Raw genomic sequence first — 16,712 nt, forward strand, 5'->3', positions numbered from 1 at the left:
CAGGGTGGTCTCGCCCCGGCGGAGGCTGTCGTGGGCCGAGCGCAGCGCGTGTGCGCCGGAGGGGACGTGCCGGACCAGCGGGGCGGCGCCCGGGGCGGTCCGCAGGGCGGCACCGACGGCGACGGCCGCCTCGCCGCCCTGCGGGAGTTCCGCGCCCCCGGGTGCGGCCAGGAAGGCGCCGGTACGCGCTTCCGGCAGCGCCGCCAGGACGACGCCGGCGTCCTCCAGCGCCTCCCACCACACCTCCGCCGCGGCGGGCCCGTACGGCAGCGCCCCGGCCCGGCTCCGGTCCAACGGGTCTCCGGTGGAATCCGCGAGGAATTCCGCGTCGAACGCCTGGGGCGCGTCGGTCCCGCCCGGCGGGCGGTGCGCCGATCCGGTCACCACGATCACGTCGTGCGTGTGGGGCCCGGATTCTTCCGGCATCGAAACAGACTCGCGCATCATGTGCTCCATCGACCCGTTGAATTACTGCCAATTTGCTGGTTCCGCAGCACATTTCGGCGTGCGGGCATGCCGGGGAGACCCCCGTGGTGATTCGTTGCGTACCGGCGGAGGTGGCCGCTTTACGAAGCGGTGATGTCCTGCTGGATGACGCGCTCGATATTCCGCTCGGCGAGTGCGGTGATGGTGACGAACGGGTTCACGCCGATGGAGCCGGGAATGAGGGAACCGTCCGTCACGTAAAGGTTCTTGTAACCGGACACCCGGCCGTAGTCGTCGGTGGCCTTGCCCAGGACGCAGCCGCCGAGCGGGTGGTAGCAGAAGTCGTCGGAGAAGGCCTTCACCTGCTTGCCGAAGAGGTCGTACCGGTACATCGTGAAGTTCGCCTTGTTCACGCGGTCGAACAGCGACTTCGCGGCGTTGACGGCGGGCGTGTTCTGGTCGCGGGTCCAGCGCAGGTTCGCCCGGTCGTTCGCCGCGTCGTACACGAAGGTGCCGCGCTCGGGGTTCTTGGTGATGGCCAGGTAGAGGCTGACCCAGGTCTCCAGACCGGCCGGCATGGGGGCGATCTCGGCGAAGACGGGAGCCTCGGGGTTGTCCCAGTCGTCGATACCGAGCGCGGGGATGGACGACTGGCTGGCGCCGGTGGGGTTCCACACGTGGTTGGCACGGGCGGTCATGATGTTGCCGTTCGGGCCCCAGCCCGCGCCGATCTCGGAGCTGAGGTCGGGCAGGGTGCCGGTCTCCCGGGCGCGCAGCAGCAGTTCGGTGGAGCCGAGGCTGCCGGCGCCCAGGAACAGGTGGCGGCAGGAGATCTCCTTGGTGGCGACCAGCTTGCCGTCGGCGTCCTTCTGCTCGACGGTCAGCAGGTAGGTGCCGTCCTTCTGCTGCCGGATGGTCCTGGCCTGGTGGAGGGTCTCGATGGTGACCTTGCCGGTGCCGAGGGCGGCGGCCAGGTAGGTCTTGTCCAGGCTCTGCTTGCCGTGGTTGTTGCCGTAGATGACCTCGGCGGCCAGTGCCGACTTGGGGACCTCGCCGTTGGCTTCGCGCCGCATGTAGTCGAAGTCGTAGACGTTGGGGACGTGGACGGTGCCCAGGCCGGCCTTCTGGGCCTGGTCGCGGGAGACCCGGGCGAACTTGTACCAGTCGGTGCTCTCGAACCAGCCGTTGTCGATGTGGTTGACGCGGAGCATGGAGTTGGCGCGGGGGAAGTAGCGGTCGTACATCTCGGCGGAGTTGACGCGCGGGAGCACCTCTTCGAAGTACGAGCGCTTCGGGGCCACCGCCATGCCGCCGTTGACGAGGGAGCCGCCGCCGACGCCGCGGCCCACGTAGACGGACATCTGGTCGTAGTTGACCCGGTCCAGGACACCGGCGTACGGGTCGATGTCCCGGTTGGCCAGGTCGAGCCAGAGGAAGCTGCCGAGCGGCGCCTCGGTGCGGGTCTTGAACCAGCTGGAGCGCTTGTCGGGCTTGAGCATGCCCGAGAAGACGTTGCCGTCGGGGCCCGGCTGGTTCCACAGCTGGCCCATTTCGAGCATGACGGTGCGGACGCCGGCCTCGCCGAGGCGCAGGGCGGTGACGGCGGCTCCGTAGCCCGTTCCGATGACGACGGCGGGGACGAACGCCGGGCTGCCGGCGCGGTCGGCGGCCAGGGCCCGGGTCGCACCGATGGTGGTGCTGCCCGCCAGGGCGGCGGCGCCGAGCGCCGAGAGTCCGAGCATGCGGCGGCGTGACAGGTGCTGTTCCACTGTGTTGTACCTGGCTTTCGGGAAGGGGTGCGAGCGGTGGCGCGGGGGGGGCGGGTCGCGCGGCGGAGCGCGGGACGACCCGGGCTGGGGTGGGCCTGGGCGGGGACGGCCCGCACGAAGGCGCCTGGACGGGCCTGGACCGGGAGGGCCCTCAGGGGGCCTCGTGCAGGGTGATCGCCGCGCAGGGGCACTGGTCGGCGGCCTCGCGTACGGCGGCGTGCTCGGCGGCGGGCGGACGGGCGTCGAGCAGCAGCACGACGCCTTCGTCGCTCTGGTCGAAGACCTCGGGGGCGAGCAGGGCGCACATGCCGGCGCCGCAGCACAGCTCCCGGCTGACGTCGACCCTCAGGGGGCCGCGGGTCACCAGGCGACGGGCAGCGCGTACACGCCGTAGACCTGCATGTCGTGGCGGAGCCGGATCTCCTCGGGCGGGCAGGCCAGGCGCAGCGCGGGGAAGCGCTCCAGCATGGCGGTGAAGCCGACGCGCAGCTCGATGCGGGCCAGCTGCTGGCCGAGGCACTGGTGGATGCCGTGTCCGAAACCGAGGTGGCCGGCGGCGCGCCGGGTCACGTCGAAGGTCTCGGGGTCGTCGAAGCGGTCGGGGTCGCGGTTGGCCGCGGCGAGGGAGACCATCACGACCTCGCCCTCCTTGATGAGGACGCCGTCGATCTCGACGTCCTCCAGGGCGGCCCGGGTGGGGCCGTGGTGGACGATGCTGAGGTAGCGCAGCGTCTCCTCGACGGCGCCCTCGATCAGCGACGGGTCGGCACGCAGCGCGGCGAGCTGTTCGGGGTGGCGCAGCAGCGCGAAGGTTCCGAGGGCGAGCTGGTTCGCGGTGGTCTCGTGGCCGGCGACCAGCAGCAGGAACGCGATCGAGGTGAGTTCCTCGTCGGTGAGGTCCGGGTCTGCGGCGATCAGGCCGCTGAGGATGTCGTCGGCGGGTTCGGTGCGCTTGAGCCGCACCAGGCCCTGCAGGTACGTGCCCAGCGACAGGAAGGCCGCGGTCACGACCTCGGTGGACTCGCCGAAGCTGCTCCAGACGTGGGTGTCGTGCTGGAAGCTCTCGCGGTCGGCGTAGGGCACGCCGAGCAGTTCGCAGATGACGAGGGACGGGATGGGCAGTGCGAAGTGCTCGAAGAGGTCGGCCTCGGAACCGAGGCGCTCCATGGCGTCGAGGCGTTCCGCGGTGATGCCCTCGATCCATTCGGTGAGCATCCGCATCCGGCGGACGGTGAACTGCCCGACGAGGAGCTTGCGGTAGCGCTGGTGCTCGGGGTCGTCGTGCTGGATGAACATCCCGCGCGGCGCGGCCGGGGCCTCCTCCAGGGTGGCGGCTCGCGGTACGGGCGGGTGCTTGAGTTCCCCGCGGGCGCTGAAGCGGTTGTCGGCGAGGACGGCCCGGGCGGCGGAGTATCCGGTGACGAGCCAGCCGAGGTGCCCGTCGGCGAATTCCATTCGGGTAATCGGATCGGTCTGGCGCAGCGACTGCGTCATCGATGGCGGATTGAAGTATCCGTCTCGGACCGTGGAAAACGTCACCGGTGCGCCTTGGCTCATTTCCGCCCTTTCCTGGCTGGCATGCATTCTGTGACCGAGGCGGCTTTTGTTGGGGCCCTGTCGGAATCCGGCCTCAAGACGGCCTCGGCCACGCGGTTCGATCACCGCCAAAATGAAGGTATGAAGATGCGGTGAAGAGTGTCAACGAAATCAATCCCTGGTGCGCTAACCCTGTGGGCAGGGGGCGGGGGGTACGGTTACCGGCGGTACCGTAGGGGCTTCGGTTCGGTTCGGTGGCCTCCCGCGGCCCGGCACGCTACGGCCGCGCCGGGTGCCGCTACGGGGACGCGTGGCCGGTCTCGTCGGAGAGCAGCCGGGCCATCGCGGCGAGTCCGGAGCGGCCGTCGATGCGCAGTTTGCGGTAGGCGTGGGTGAGGTGTTTCTCGACCGCGCGCGAACTCACCTCCAGCCGCTCGGCGATGGCCTTGTTGGAGGAGCCGCGGGCGGCGAGACCGGCGACCCGGCGTTCCGTACGGGTGAGTGCGCCCACCACGTCCTCGCCCCGCGCGCCGGCGATGCGGTGCAGCGCCCGGCCGGCCCGTTCGGCGATCCAGGGCGCGCCGCAGGCCAGGCCTTCCTCACGCGCCCGGGTCAGCCGGTGCTCGGCCTCGGTCTCCCGTCCCGCGGCGAGCAGACGGCGGCCGAGGAGCAGCGAAGTACGGGCCCGTTCCAGGGCGTTGCCCGTCCCCTCCAGGGTGAGCGCGGACTCCCGCAGCAGCCCGATGCCCCGCGCGCCCTCGGTGAGGGCGCCCTTGCCCCGCTGGGCGCGGCCGATGGCCACCGGGCCGCCCCAGTTCAGGGCGCGCGCGTACTCCTCGTCCATCAGGTCGTGGGCCCGGCCGGGCCGGCCCATCCGGTAGTGCAGCGCGGACGCCCACGAACGCCACGGCAGGACGGCCGGGTTGCGCCAGTGGGCGCGCTCGGCGGTGCGGCCCCAGTCGAGTACGCAGTCCAGGGCGGTCGGCAGGTCGCCCCGCAGTGCCGCGGCCGAGCCGTGGAGGAGCCGGCGCGGGGAGGGCCGGTGGCCCGGGGCGGTCTCCTCCCGGGTCCCGGACAGCAGCCGTTCGCACAGCGCGGCATCGCGGGCCTCCAGGGCGGCCAGCACGACGGCGGCCAGCGTCTGGAGCGTGGCCCAGTCGGTGACGTCCAGGGCGAGCGCCTCGGCGGCGTACGCCCTTGCTTGTGTCAGGTCGCCGCGGGCCAGGGCGAGACGGGTGAGTTCGACGGCGATGAGGGCGCGCGGTACGACGGCGTTCTCCCTGCGGGCCCGGTCGTACGCGGTGTGCAGCCAGGGGCCGATGGTGCCGAGGGAGTCGGCGGCGGCCAGGATGTCGGTCAGCAGCGGCAGCGCCGTGTGCACGTGCCCCGGAGCGGCGGGCTCGTGCTGCAGCAGCCGCTCGGCGAGGGGTACGGCCTCGGCGGCGGTGACCGTCTGGGCCATGGCGGCGCCGTGCAGCAGTACGGTGACCAGCTCGCGTTCGGCGGCGGTGTCCAGGCAGGGGGCGGGGCCCAGGGCCCGCAGCCGGACGCCGCAGGTGGCCGGTTCTTCCGGACCGGCCAGTGCCGCGTGCCGCAGCCGCGCCTCCAGCCGCAGCGCGTAGCGGCGGGCGGTGCCGGTGAGTGTGGCCGCCGCTCCCAGTTCCGCCGCCGTCCTGACCACGGTGTCGAGGGTGGCGGGCGGACAGCCGTCGAGCAGGAACGGCGGGATCCGGCCGGCCACCAGGGCGCGCTGGTCCGTGTCGGGGAAGAGGAGCAGGGCTTGGGCGAAGTGCCGTAGTGCAGCCCGGGGCGCGAAGTCCCGTTCGATCGAGGCCAGTTCCACCAGCAGCTCGGCGCGGTCCGGTCCTTCGGGCGAACTGCCGAGCAGGGCGCGGCGCAGGTAGCGGGCCGCGGTGTCCGGGGCCGAGCGGCGCAGGGCCGCGCCGGCCGCGGCCCGCAGTACGTCGAGCTCCCAGTCCTCGTGGCAGGAGGAGGCGGCGAGCAGCTGGGCCGCGGCCCGCTCCGCCGGGTGGCCGCCCAGGTGCAGCAGCAGGGCCGCGTGCACCCGGATGCTCTCGGCCTCGGCGGGGGTCATCGCCTCTTCGACGGCGTCACCCACCACGGGGTGGACGAACCGGAGTACGGGGCCTTCGGCGAGCAGGCCGAGCCGGCGCAGCACTCGGACGGCTTCGATCCGGCCGGTGTCGTCGAGGCCGGCGAGCCGGCCGAGCAGTTCCTCGTCCGCGCCGTCGCCGAGGACCGCGAGGGCGGCGGCGAACTCCCGTACGGGCATGGGCTGGTCGCGCAGGACGACGGCGAACCGCTCGTGCAGGGCAGCCGGCCGGGCCTCGTGGACGGCCCGGATGCCGGCCGCGGTTCCTTCTCCGGCACCGGGCAGCGCGTCGAGGAGGGCCGTGAGCAGCAAGGGATGGCCGCCGGTCACCTCGTGGCAGGCCCGTGCGCACGCCGGGTCGACGGGACGCCCCGTCACGGCGCCGACCAGGTCCGCGGTGCCCTCGGGGGGCAGCGGGCGCAGCCGCAGGACGCGGGAGGCCTGTTCGGTGAGCTGGTGGAGCTGGGGGCCGTCCTCGCCGGGGTCGCCTTCGCGCAGGGTGACGACCAGGGTGACGCGCAGCTCCGCCACGCGTCCGGCCAGCCGGCCCAGCCAGCGCAGGGAGGGGGCGTCGGCCCACTGGAGGTCGTCGACCAGCATGAGCAGCGGTGTTCGCGCACTGTACTCGGCCACCCGTGCGAGGAGCCCGCCGTCCTGCTCGGATCCCGCCGAGGGACCCGCGCAGTCGCCGGGCAGCGCGATGGCGGTGCCCGGCAGCAGGGGGGTCAGCAATTGGCCGAGCACCCCGAAGCCGAAATCGCGCTCGAACACGGCTCCGCTGGCGGTGACGACGCGTACGCCACGGGGTTCGGCGAGCGCCGGCAGCGTACGCAGCAGCGCGGTCTTGCCCATCCCCATGCCGCCGGTCACGACCACCACCGAGCCGCCGCCCGGGCCGTGGCGGACCGCGTCCATGGCGCCGGCGATCAGGTCGAGTTCCTTCTGCCGGTGCAAGAGGGGCTTCATCGTTCCTCCGTAGGTTCCCGTGGGTTCTTGGACCGTTGGGCTCGTCACGGGCACTCCCCCGGTGCCCGCCCCAGCGCCGCCGCCAGCTGGGGCCGTCCCTGAATGCCGAGCTTCCGGTAGACCTTGGTCAGGTGCAGCTCCACGGTTCGGGGCGTGACGGCCAGCTCCTCGGCGATGGCCCGGTTGGCCCGGCCGTCGGCGGCGAGTGCCGCGACGCGCAGCTCCGCGCGGGTCAGCGGCCCGGCGCCCACCGCCGGCCGGGCCGCCGTCCGGGCCACGGGCGGCTGCACGGACGGGGGCGGGGACGCGGGCACACGCGGCGGCACGGACGCGGACGGCGACGGCGACGGCTCGGCTGCCGCCGGCCGCGGGGCCGGCACCCGATCGCTGCCGAGCAGGGAGTCGACGGTGAGGTGGCCGGAGGACGGAGCCGTGCCGAGGGCGACCAGCGCCTGCCGGTACTGCCAGCTGGCGGGCTTCCCCGGGACCGGAGCCGGGGTTCCGCCCGCCTCCGCGGGCCCCGGCCCCTCCCCCAGCGCCGCGGCCATGGCGGCGGGCGAACCCCACAGCAGAGCGCGGCGGCGCTCGTCGGCGAGCAGCTCCACGGCCACCGGGTCTCCGGCCTCGCGGGCCCGCGCGGCGGCCGAACGCCACGGCAGCAGGGCGGGGTTGGCCGCCTGCCGGGCGAGCAGCTGCCGCCCGCACTCCAGCAGGTCGGCGAAGGCCCGTTCGCGCAGCCCGCCCGCGAGCCGGACCCGGCCGCGCGCGTACAGCAGGTAGGCCCAGGGCAGCCCGCCCTCGGCACCGGGCGGCAGTTCGGTCGCGAGGACCCGTTCGGCCGCTGTCCGGTCGCCCCGCCGCAGGTGCAGCAGGGCCCGCAGCGCGAGGGGTCCGGGTGCCATCAGCGGATGCCAGCAGCGGCTCGGCATGATGTCCTCGCACCGGTCCAGGGCCCGGGCCGCGGCGGCGTCGCGGCGCTCCCGGAGTTCGGCGAGGCAGGTGACGAGCAGGGCGAGTCCGGCGACCGCGCGGGCATCGCGCTGTTCGGCGCGCACCACGATCTCGTCCAGCGCACGGCGCGCCTCCCCCGTGTCCCCGGTGAGGACGAGCGCGTGTGCGGCCGCCGCCCGGACGGTGAGCGGTACGTGTGCACGGGCCTCCGGGGCCAGCGCCGCCCGGGCGAGCCGGCGGGACCGGGCGATGTCCCGGCCGCGCTGCGCGGTACGCCAGGCGGCGACGGCCGCCTCGGCGGACCCCTCCGGCGACGGCGAGCAGGAGTGGGGCAGGGTCGGCTCGCAGCCGTCCGCCGGGTCGGGCCGGCTGTACTCGGTGATCCAGTACAGGGCGCGCAGTCCGGAGTGCTCGGCGGTGCCCGGGCGGGCGGCCTCGGCGGCCCGGGCGATACGGGAGCGCGGGGTCACTACGTCGCCGCGGGCCACGAGGAGTTCCGCGGCGCGCAGCCGGGCGCGGTCCGTCTCGGCGTCGGCGACGGCGACGGCCCCGGCCCCGGCCCCGGCCCCGGCCCCCGACCCGTCGGCCCGGGTGTGCAGGGCGCGGTACAGGTGGCGGCTCGCGGTCTCGGGCTCGGTGGGCAGCACGGCCGCGCTCAGGTCGGTGAGCAGCCGGACGCGCAGGGCCGGTGGCACCGGCTCGCGCAGCGCCCGTTCGAGCAGCCGTCCCGCCCGGCCGGGCCGTCCGCCGGCCCGGCACTCGGCGGCTTCGCGGCGCAGGGCCTCCACCGCCCAGGCGGCGCCGATCCGGCGGGAGTTCAGCAGCAGCCGGGCGAGCGTGCGGTCCGGGAGGGCCGCTCGGTGGGCCCACTCGGCGGCCCGGGCGTGCAGTTCCTCGCGGTCTTCGCTGCCGAGGTCGGCGAGGACGGCCCGGGCCGCGGCGGCGGTGCGGAACGCGGGCCGGGGTCCGGGGGCGAGCAGGCCGGTTCCCGACAGCAGTGCCAGGGCCCGGGGGGTGCCGAGGGTGCGTGGGCCCGCCAGCGCGTCGATCAGGCCGGGCGTGCAGTCGGGTCCGGCGACGGCGATGGCGTGCAGGACGCCGAGGAGTTCACCGGGCAGCAGTGCGAGGGTCCGTACGGTGCGTTCCCGTACGGCTTCCGCCGCGCTCTCCTCCAGCCGGCCGAGGTGGTCGGCGCCGGGCGTCCAGCCGTGCCGGACGAACCGTCCGACGACCGAGCGCAGCAGGGCCGGGCTGCCTTCGAGCCGCTGGACGGCGTCGGCGAGGAAGTCCTCGTCCACCGGGGCGTGCCAGGTCCCGGCGAGGACCTCGCCGACGGCCTCGGCCGGCAGCGGGCCCAGGGTCAGCTCGTGCCGGGCGACGGCGTCGTCAGCCGCCAGCGTGCAGGGCTCGATCCGGTCGTGGGCGGTGGCCGGCAGGGCGCTGGTGCGGGACGTGAGGAGCATGAGCGGCGCCCCGGCCAGTCTCCGGGCCAGTGCCTGCAGCCAGCGCAGTGACTGCGGGTCGGCCCACTGGGTGTCGTCGACGACGAGCAGCAGCGGGCGACTGCGGGCGGCTTCCAGGAAGACGGCGCACAGGTCCGCCGGCCGGCAGGTCCACGCACCGCCGGCCCGCCCGCCTCCGGGACGCGCGGTGCTCTGCGCCAGGGCGCCCGCGGCGAGCGCGGGAAGGAGCCGCGCGTGGAGCTGGGCGGCGACGCCGTAGGGCAGCGCGGCCTCCTCCGCCGTCGCCCGGGCGGCGGCGACCCGTACCCCCGCCGCTTCGGCCAGGGCCGCCGCGTGGTCGAGCAGCGCGCTGCGGCCGATGCCCGGAGGCCCGTCCACCTCGACGAGCGCGGGCCGTCCCACCCGTACGTCCTCCAGCAGGCGGCGCAGCAGCCCGGTCTCCGTGTCCCGGCCGACGAGCGCCGCGGGTTCGCCGGGGCGGTCCGGCGGCGTCCTGCGGACCGGTGGTGTCCGGCGGGCCGGTGGTGTCCGGCGGACCGGGTGCGCCGCTGTCGTCCGCTCCATGACTGTCCGTCCTCCAGGGGTGTCGTGTGGATCGGGGCTCCCCCGGCTGCCGCCTGGGAGCGCTCCCCGGGCTGTGTGACGTCCCCCGGGTACTCAGGACGTGGCCGGCAGGCCGTCGGCCGGTCTGGGCGCGCCGGGGTGGCCGCCGAGGCCGCGCGGCAGGTCGGCGCGGCCGCGGACGTCGAGCTTCCGGTAGACGTTGGTCAGGTGCATCTCCACCGTGCGCGGGGTGATGAACAGCGCTTCGGCGATCTTCTTGTTGCTGTGGCCGCGCTCGGCCAGCGTCGCGATCCGGCGCTCGCTGTGGGTGAGCGAGTCGAGGGGGATGGCGGCGAGCTGCGGCATGCGGCCCCCCGCGGTCACCAGCGCGTCGCGCGCGATGGCGGCGAGCACGTGGTAGCCGCAGCGGGTGGCGAGGCCGATGGCCTGGCGCAGATGGCCGCGCGCGCTGCGGGCGTCCCCGAGGACGAGGAGTTCACGGCCCAGCTGGTATTCGGCCTTGGCGAGCTCCAGCCGGGCCGGGGACCGGGACAGCAGGCCGACGGCCTCGGCGAGCAGAGCCGTACGGTCGCGGCCTTCGACGACCGAGGCCTCCGCGACCAGGCCCAGGCCCAGGGCGCGCGGCGTGCCCCAGCACCGGGCCCGTTCCCGGGCGGCCGCCACGATGCCGGCGGCCTCGGCGCCCCGGCCGAGGCGGCCGAGGGTGGTGGCGGCGGGCAGCCACCAGGGGGCCAGTACCGGGTTGGCGATGCCGGCTTCCTCCTGGCTCCGTCCGCACTGCCGCCACAGCTCCAGGGCGCCTTCCAGGTCGCCCAGTTCCCGTAGGATCCGGCCCTTCGTGTACAGGTAGTGCTGCCACTCCCAGACGCTCCGGTCCAGGTCCGGCGCGGTGCGGGCCAGCGCGTCGAGCTCGGCGGCCGCCTGCCGGGTCTCGCCTTGCGAGAGGAGTACGGAGCTCAGCGCGATGCGCGCGAACGGCGGGGCCCCGGCCGCCGGTCCGACGACCTCGACGGCGGCCCAGGCGTCCCGTGCGGCGGCGGGTACGTCGCCGATGCCGTGCAGGATCAGGGACCGGCCCGCCAGCGCGGCGCGCCGGGGCCACAGCGGCGGGTGGGCCTCGGCCGGGGTCAGCGCCTGATCCAGTGCGGCCAGGGCCTCGTCGACGGAGTCGGCGAGCGCGAGAACCGCGGAGGAGCAGAACACCCCCCAGCCTGCGGTGCCGGGCTCATCGGCGCGCAGGGCCTGCCGGGCGAGCGCGGCCGCCCGGCGGGCGGATCCGCCGTCCAGTGCCGCGAAGGCGCTCAGGGCGGCGAGCAGCCGGCGGTCGGCCGGGCTGTGTCCGCTCGGCACGGGCAGGGAGGCCGCCCGGGCGCGGGCGGCGGGCAGGGCGGTCCGGTCGTTCACCGCGGTGGCCAGCAGGGCGGATTCGACCGTGACCCGCAGCTCGTGGTCGGCGGGCTCCTCGCCGGCGCCCGTCGCGGCGCGCAGGTCGTCCAGCACCCGCTCCAGTAAGCGCAGCGCCTCGGGGGCCCTGCGGGTGCCGAGCGCCATCATGGCGTACTGCACGGCGACGGGGGCTTGTTCGCGCGGGCCGGGGGTCACGGCGAGGGCCTGGCGCAGGTGCCACAGCGCGTGCGCGGGTGCGACGACGGTACGGCTGGCCGCGCGGGCCAGTTCGACGTGCAGGGCCCTACGTTCGGCCGCGCCGAGCCGGCGGCCCGGGCCGGCGCGCAGCCAGCGGCCGGCGGCCCTGACGGTCGCACCGGTCGGGGCTTCGGCGAGGGCGTCGCGCAGCACCGCGAACATCCACGGTTCGTCGATCCGGTCCAGCGGGGCGAGCTGCTCGGCGACTTCGGCGGCGGGATGCCCGGCGTCGCTGAGGACCCGGGCGGCCCGGACCCGGAGCTCCTGCAGTTCGGGGCCGTCCAGGGCGCCGAGGACGGCCGCACGGATCCCCTCGCGCATCCGCGCCGGGGAGCCGGGCGGTACCGCCTCGATGTGGCGCAGCCAGCTCAGGGCGTTCTCCACGCGCCGGCCGCTCAGCCCGCTGAGCGCGGCGAGCGGGTCGACGGCGGAGCGGCCGAGCACGGCGAGGGCCGTGGCCACCTGCCGGGCGGGGCGGGGCCCGGCGGCGAGGAACTCGGGGACCAGGGAGGTCAGTACGGTGTGGTGGACGGCGCTCAGCTGGTGCAGGGCCCCGGCGTCGGGCGGGATCCCGATGGTGCGCAGGGCGCGGAGCAGCCGGTCGAGCAGCAGGGGGTTGCCGCCGGTGATCTCCGTGCAGCGCCGGACGAACGGCTGGTCGGCCGGGCCGCCGAAGACGCGGGTGATCATTCGCTGGGTGCCGGTTTCGTCCAGTGGTCCCAGGTCCAGCAGGGCGCAGCGGTCCTGGGCGAGGATCTCGGTGAGCACCTGGGTTCCGGGGCCGGGGGCGCCGGTGCGTTGGGCGAGGACGACGAGGAGGGGCTGGGCGGCGGACCGGCGCAGGATGAAGTCGACGCAGCGCAGGGAGGCTTCGTCGCACCACTGGGCGTCGTCGATCACCAGGGCCGTGGGGCCGTCGGCGAGCAGGTCCAGGGCGCGCCGGTGGAGCCGTCGCCAATCGCGGTGCGTGTCACGCGGACCGGCGGACGCCGGCGACGTCGGGAGCGGTGACGTCACGGGCGGTGGTTCGAGGAGCACATCGACCGCTCGGGCCACGGAGACGGAACCGCCGGGAAGGCCGGTGACGCGCCGCACGGCCATGCCCGCGGCCGCCAGACGCTCGCTCGCGACGGCGAGCAGGCGGGTCCTGCCGATTCCGGCGGGCCCCCGGACGAGGACGGCGCGCGCGGCGCCCGCCCGGGCGTCGGCGGCGTGGCGCAGCAGGGCTTCGAGTTCGGCGGTGTGGGTGTCAAGGCTCCGGGTCGGGCCGTGGGCCCGGACAGTGCCGATGGTGACCACCACAGTAGTTCCTCTCCTGGCATCCAGTTCCAAACGCCACAATCCCCCCGCGCAAACAAGATCGTAAGCGACACCACGGGAGAACTCGGAGCAGATCCAGCAGATTTGAGCCAGAATGCACCGATCCTTGGCCAAGGCGAGCCGCATACCTCTCACCAACCGCCCTGGAGGTCCATCTCATTTCGGCCGTTCCGCTCAGCCGAATTCCCGTACTCCCCGGAGAATCAGCGGAGTTATTGCCGCGCCGGACACCCTGATGGGCCGATATCCGGCCATCCATTTCCGCCCATTCCGCTGCGCTATCGTGCCGGAACAGCCGTCCGCCGAAGCCGACAGACCGGAGCGTCCCGTGCAGTCCTTCCCGGAGCTCGCCTGTCCGCCGCCGGGGTGGGCCGTCTCGGCCTGGCCCGCGGCGCGGCCCCGGCCGGCCGAAGGCTCCCTGGATCTGTGGCTGCTGCACGTCCCCGACGCGGGGCTGCGCTCCGTCGTCCTGGACCGGTCCCCCCTCGACGCGCAGGAACGCGCCCGGGTCGCCGCCTTCGTCCGCCCCCTCGACCGGGACCGGTACGCGGCCGCGCACCTCGCGCTGCGCCGGGTGCTCTCCGCCTACCGGGGTGTGGCCCCGGCAGAGCTCACGTTCTCGCGCGAACCCTGCCCGTGCTGCGGCGGACCGCACGGCCGGCCCGCCCTGACCGGCCCCGACGCGCCGCACTTCTCGCTCTCCCACACCGGTGGCCTCGTACTGATCGCGGTGGCCGGGCGGCCGGTCGGGGTCGACGTGGAGGGGCTCCCGGCCCCGCGGAAGGCGACCAGCGTCGGCGAAGCGCTGCACCCGGCCGAGCGGAGGGAGATCCACGCCGCACCGCCGTCGCTGCGCCCCGCGGCCTTCGCCCGCCTGTGGGCGCGCAAGGAGGCCTACCTCAAGGGCCTCGGCACCGGCGTCGGCCGCAGCCCGGACCTGGACTACCTCGGCAACCCCACGTTCGGCGCCCCCGCCCGGCCGCCCGGCTGGACGGTGAAGGACATCCCCGTCGGCCCGGAACACGCGGCGGCCCTGGCCCTCGAACGCCCCCCGACCGCCACCCCCGGCCTCCTGATCCACCACCATTTCCTCGGCTCACTGGACCGAACCTCGGCACTGTCACTGACCGCCATGTGACCGGAGCGCCCCGGGCCTTTCCCCGCCTCCGGAGAAGAACCGCTTTCCCGCGGAGCGGAGTTCACCGGAAAACCTCGAAGGAATTCCAGATGACCAAGGGGCGAACTCCCGGACATGGCACATCCCGACGCCCACCACGCCCGTCGTGAGCCATTGTCAGTGCCCACTGACAGCATGCGCCGCATGAACACAGCCACCGCAGCCGACTACGGCTGGATACGATCCGCGTCCTCCGCCTTCGCCTACGCGTTGGAGTGCGGCTACACCATGACCCTGGTCGGAGGAGTCGCACCCGAGGACGCGTTCACGATGGCGGGCGCCGCGCCGGGCGGGGTGTGCCGGGGGCTCGACGCGCTGATCGAGCGGCACGTGGCGCTGTTGGACGAGTCCGACGCCTGGCCGGAGTCCTTCCTCACGGGAGCGTTCACGGTGGCGACTGCGACGCGGTACTGGACCGTGGTCCTGGAGTTCGGCGGCGCGCTCGGCATGCGGTCCGGCTTCCTGGGGCCCCTCTCGAACGGGACGCGGGTGGTCTCCCATTCCAGCAACGGCGGCAAGCCCATGGACTTCTTCCATTGGTACGAGAACGGGGAGTTGCGCACCACCTTCGAGTGGCCCGCCGACAGGACCGGCCGGACGCCCGACGATCTGAACGGCCTCATGCGCGAAGTCGGCCTCGATCCGTCGGGCGACGAGGACCCGGCCATCGACCACAAGGCCGCGGTCCTCGCGCTGACCGAACGCCTCACCGGGGTGCGGCTGACGGAGGAACTGCTGCGGGACACCACGTACCTGACGGCCGCCGTCCCGGAGGAACCCGCGGCGGGACGGACACTCTGACCGCGTCGGCCTGTGTGCGCCGGGGAAATTGCCTACCGTCGCGGCCGGAAGGGGCGGAGACTCGTCTCATGGCTGACATGGGAACCTTCCGGGAAGCGGTCACCGCGTGGGCGGCCGGTGGCCCCGGCGACCCCGCGCGCGAGCTGGCCGAGCGGCTGCCCGTCCGGGCGGTCGTCCTGCTCGAAGGGCCGAGCGACGTCGCGGCGGTCGACGCCCTGGCCGAGAGCCGCGGCCGGGACCTGGCGGCCGAAGGGGTCTGCGTCCTGGCGATGGGCGGTGCGATGAGCGTCGGGCGCTTCGCCCGCCTCCTCGGGCCGTCCGGCCTGGGCCTGCGCCTCACGGGACTGTGCGACGAGGCGGAGCGTCGCTACTACGCCCGCGGCTTGGAGCCGGCCGGTGCGGCACAGCCGGGGTTCTTCGTCTGCGCGGCGGACCTGGAAGACGAGCTCATCCGCGCGCTGGGCGTGACACGGGTGGAGGAACTCGTCCAGGCGGAGGGCGACCTGCGCGCCCTGCAGACCTTTCTGCGCCAGCCCGCACAGCAAGGCCGCACCTCACAGCAGCAGTTGCGGCGCTTCCTCGGCACGAAGAAGGGCCGCAAGATCCACTACGGCCGCGTCCTCGTCGAGGCCCTCGACCCCGACCGCACACCCGCCCCGCTCGACGCCCTGCTCACCAGCCTCTGACCGCCGGGCCGGAGTATCCGCTCAGCGGAGCGATTCCCTCGGGGGCCGCTCGCGCTGGGCTCCGTACGCGATGAAGTAGGCCGGGATCCGGTTCAGCCACCGCGAGTCGGTGACGAGCTCCGCCATCCGCTCGGCCCGTCGAGGATCGCCGAACGCGGTGCGGCCGGCCAGCAGCGGTGCGATGACCCGGGTGTGGGCGAGGCGTTGCAGGCCCTGGGTCGCCACGGTGGTGGGCCAGCGGCGGTGCTGGACGCGGCGCACGTCACGGAGCCCGACGGTGCCCTCGCGCAGCGGACGTACGAGGTAACGGGCCGCGGCCACCGCGTCCTGCACGGCGAGGTTGATGCCGATGCCGAAGACGGGTGACATCGCGTGGGCGGCGTCGCCGATGCACAGCAGCCCGGGACGGTGCCAGCGGCGCAGGCGGTCGAGCCGTACGTCGAGCAGTTTCACCTCGTCCCAGGAGGTGAGGGCACCGCTCCGGTCGGCCAGCCACGGGGCGGCGGCGGTGAACCGGGTCAAGAAGCGCTCCAAACCCTCGGCGCGGCGCTCGGTGTCGGTGCCCTTGGGGATGAAGGCGGCGCACTGCCAGTAGTCGCCGCGATCGATGAGCGCGGTGAAGAACCTGTCGCCCAGGCCGCCCACGAGTCCGCTCGGGTCGTCCTCGCGGCGCGGGAGGCGGAACCACCAGGCGTCCATGGGGCACGGGAAGTGTTCCAGGCCGAGTTCGGGCAGTGCCCTGGCCAGGGAGCCACGCCCGTCACAGGCCACGGTCAGGGTGGCCCTGAGCTCGCCGGTACCACCGTCCGCGGTGCGGTAGCGCACGCCCGCGACCCGTCCGCGCTCGATGAGGAACGAGGTCGCCTCGGTGTCCGTGCGCAGGCGGAAGGAGGGTTCCTTGCCCGCTTCGTCGGCGAGGAGGTCGAGCAGGTCCCACTGGGGCACCATCGCGATGTAGTTGTACTTGCCGTGCAGCGCCCCGATGTTCCCCACCGTGACCAGGGACCGGTCCGGGCCGATGGGCAGCTGCACCGACGTCACGCGGCGCTGCGGCAGCCGGGCGAACCGTTCGGCGAGGCCCATGTCGTCCAGCAGCGAGAGGGTGGAGGGGTGCACGGTGTCACCGCGGAAGTCGCGCAGGAAGTCGCCGTGTTTCTCCAGCACCGTCACCTCCACCCCGGCCCGGGCCAGCAGCAGCGCCAGCACCATTCCGGCCGGCCCGCCTCCCACCACGCAGCACGTCGTGCGCTCCACGGCAACCACTCCCTCCGTCGGGATCGGGTGAACCCCAGGAGA

At 74.5% G+C, this 16,712-nt stretch carries 11 protein-coding genes; 3 read left to right on the plus strand and 8 right to left on the minus strand.

The window, feature by feature from the left end; genetic code table 11:
- The 7 genes from ACFV0Q_RS11625 to ACFV0Q_RS11655 all read right to left on the minus strand — a co-directional run.
- Positions 1–426: hypothetical protein (locus tag ACFV0Q_RS11625; RefSeq protein WP_385003983.1), on the minus strand; the 426-nt coding region annotated here is incomplete at its 3' end.
- 140 nt (positions 427–566) lie between these two features.
- The gene (locus ACFV0Q_RS11630; protein ID WP_385004029.1) at positions 567–2,168 is read right to left on the minus strand and encodes a GMC oxidoreductase; all 1,602 of its coding nucleotides are present in this window, start codon (positions 2,166–2,168) and stop codon (positions 567–569) included.
- 178 nt (positions 2,169–2,346) lie between these two features.
- On the minus strand, positions 2,347–2,559 hold the full coding sequence (locus ACFV0Q_RS11635; protein ID WP_385003984.1) for a ferredoxin: 213 nt from the start codon (positions 2,557–2,559) through the stop codon (positions 2,347–2,349).
- Positions 2,556–3,650, minus strand: coding sequence for a cytochrome P450 (locus ACFV0Q_RS11640; RefSeq protein WP_385003986.1), 1,095 nt, complete (start codon positions 3,648–3,650; stop codon positions 2,556–2,558). Before ACFV0Q_RS11640 ends, ACFV0Q_RS11635 begins: the two co-directional genes overlap by 4 nt.
- Before the next feature lie 379 nt (positions 3,651–4,029).
- Entirely contained in the window at positions 4,030–6,810 is a 2,781-nt protein-coding gene (locus ACFV0Q_RS11645; protein ID WP_385003988.1) for an AAA family ATPase, read from the minus strand.
- A gap of 44 nt (positions 6,811–6,854) precedes the next feature.
- On the minus strand, positions 6,855–9,788 hold the full coding sequence (locus ACFV0Q_RS11650; protein WP_385003990.1) for an AAA family ATPase: 2,934 nt from the start codon (positions 9,786–9,788) through the stop codon (positions 6,855–6,857).
- 93 nt (positions 9,789–9,881) lie between these two features.
- Positions 9,882–12,734 carry a LuxR C-terminal-related transcriptional regulator gene (locus tag ACFV0Q_RS11655; protein ID WP_385003992.1) on the minus strand — a complete coding sequence of 951 codons (2,853 nt, stop codon included), beginning with the start codon at positions 12,732–12,734 and terminating at the stop codon, positions 9,882–9,884.
- A gap of 346 nt (positions 12,735–13,080) precedes the next feature.
- On the opposite strand from ACFV0Q_RS11655, the gene ACFV0Q_RS11660 reads away from it, so the two are divergent.
- The 3 genes from ACFV0Q_RS11660 (at position 13,081) to ACFV0Q_RS11670 (ending at position 15,416) form a co-directional block, all read left to right on the plus strand.
- Positions 13,081–13,890 (plus strand): 4'-phosphopantetheinyl transferase family protein, encoded by an 810-nt coding sequence (locus ACFV0Q_RS11660; RefSeq protein ID WP_385003994.1) that lies wholly within the window; start codon positions 13,081–13,083, stop codon positions 13,888–13,890.
- Positions 13,891–14,073: 183 nt separating this feature from the next.
- A complete protein-coding gene (locus ACFV0Q_RS11665) occupies positions 14,074–14,730 on the plus strand; it encodes a DUF6461 domain-containing protein (protein WP_385003996.1) in 657 nt (218 codons plus the stop codon).
- A 68-nt stretch (positions 14,731–14,798) separates the two neighbouring features.
- Positions 14,799–15,416 (plus strand): TOPRIM nucleotidyl transferase/hydrolase domain-containing protein, encoded by a 618-nt coding sequence (locus ACFV0Q_RS11670; protein WP_385003998.1) that lies wholly within the window; start codon positions 14,799–14,801, stop codon positions 15,414–15,416.
- Positions 15,417–15,437: 21 nt separating this feature from the next.
- On the opposite strand, the gene ACFV0Q_RS11675 is transcribed toward ACFV0Q_RS11670, so the two are convergent.
- Positions 15,438–16,670, minus strand: a complete 1,233-nt coding sequence (locus ACFV0Q_RS11675; protein ID WP_385004000.1) for an FAD-dependent oxidoreductase — start codon at positions 16,668–16,670, stop codon at positions 15,438–15,440.
- Between the last annotated feature and the right edge of the window lie 42 nt (positions 16,671–16,712).

Source organism: Streptomyces sp. NPDC059564 (assembly GCF_042735575.1).
Lineage (GTDB): Bacteria > Actinomycetota > Actinomycetes > Streptomycetales > Streptomycetaceae > Streptomyces.

Coding starts and splice junctions, on each gene's coding strand:
- ACFV0Q_RS11645 (WP_385003988.1), bottom strand. CDS start 6,810: ATGAAGCCCCTCTTGCACCGGCAGAAGGAACTCGACCTGATCGCCGGC.
- ACFV0Q_RS11630 (WP_385004029.1), bottom strand. CDS start 2,168: ATGCTCGGACTCTCGGCGCTCGGCGCCGCCGCCCTGGCGGGCAGCACC.
- ACFV0Q_RS11640 (WP_385003986.1), bottom strand. CDS start 3,650: ATGGAATTCGCCGACGGGCACCTCGGCTGGCTCGTCACCGGATACTCC.
- ACFV0Q_RS11665 (WP_385003996.1), top strand. CDS start 14,074: ATGAACACAGCCACCGCAGCCGACTACGGCTGGATACGATCCGCGTCC.
- ACFV0Q_RS11650 (WP_385003990.1), bottom strand. CDS start 9,788: ATGGAGCGGACGACAGCGGCGCACCCGGTCCGCCGGACACCACCGGCC.
- ACFV0Q_RS11670 (WP_385003998.1), top strand. CDS start 14,799: ATGGCTGACATGGGAACCTTCCGGGAAGCGGTCACCGCGTGGGCGGCC.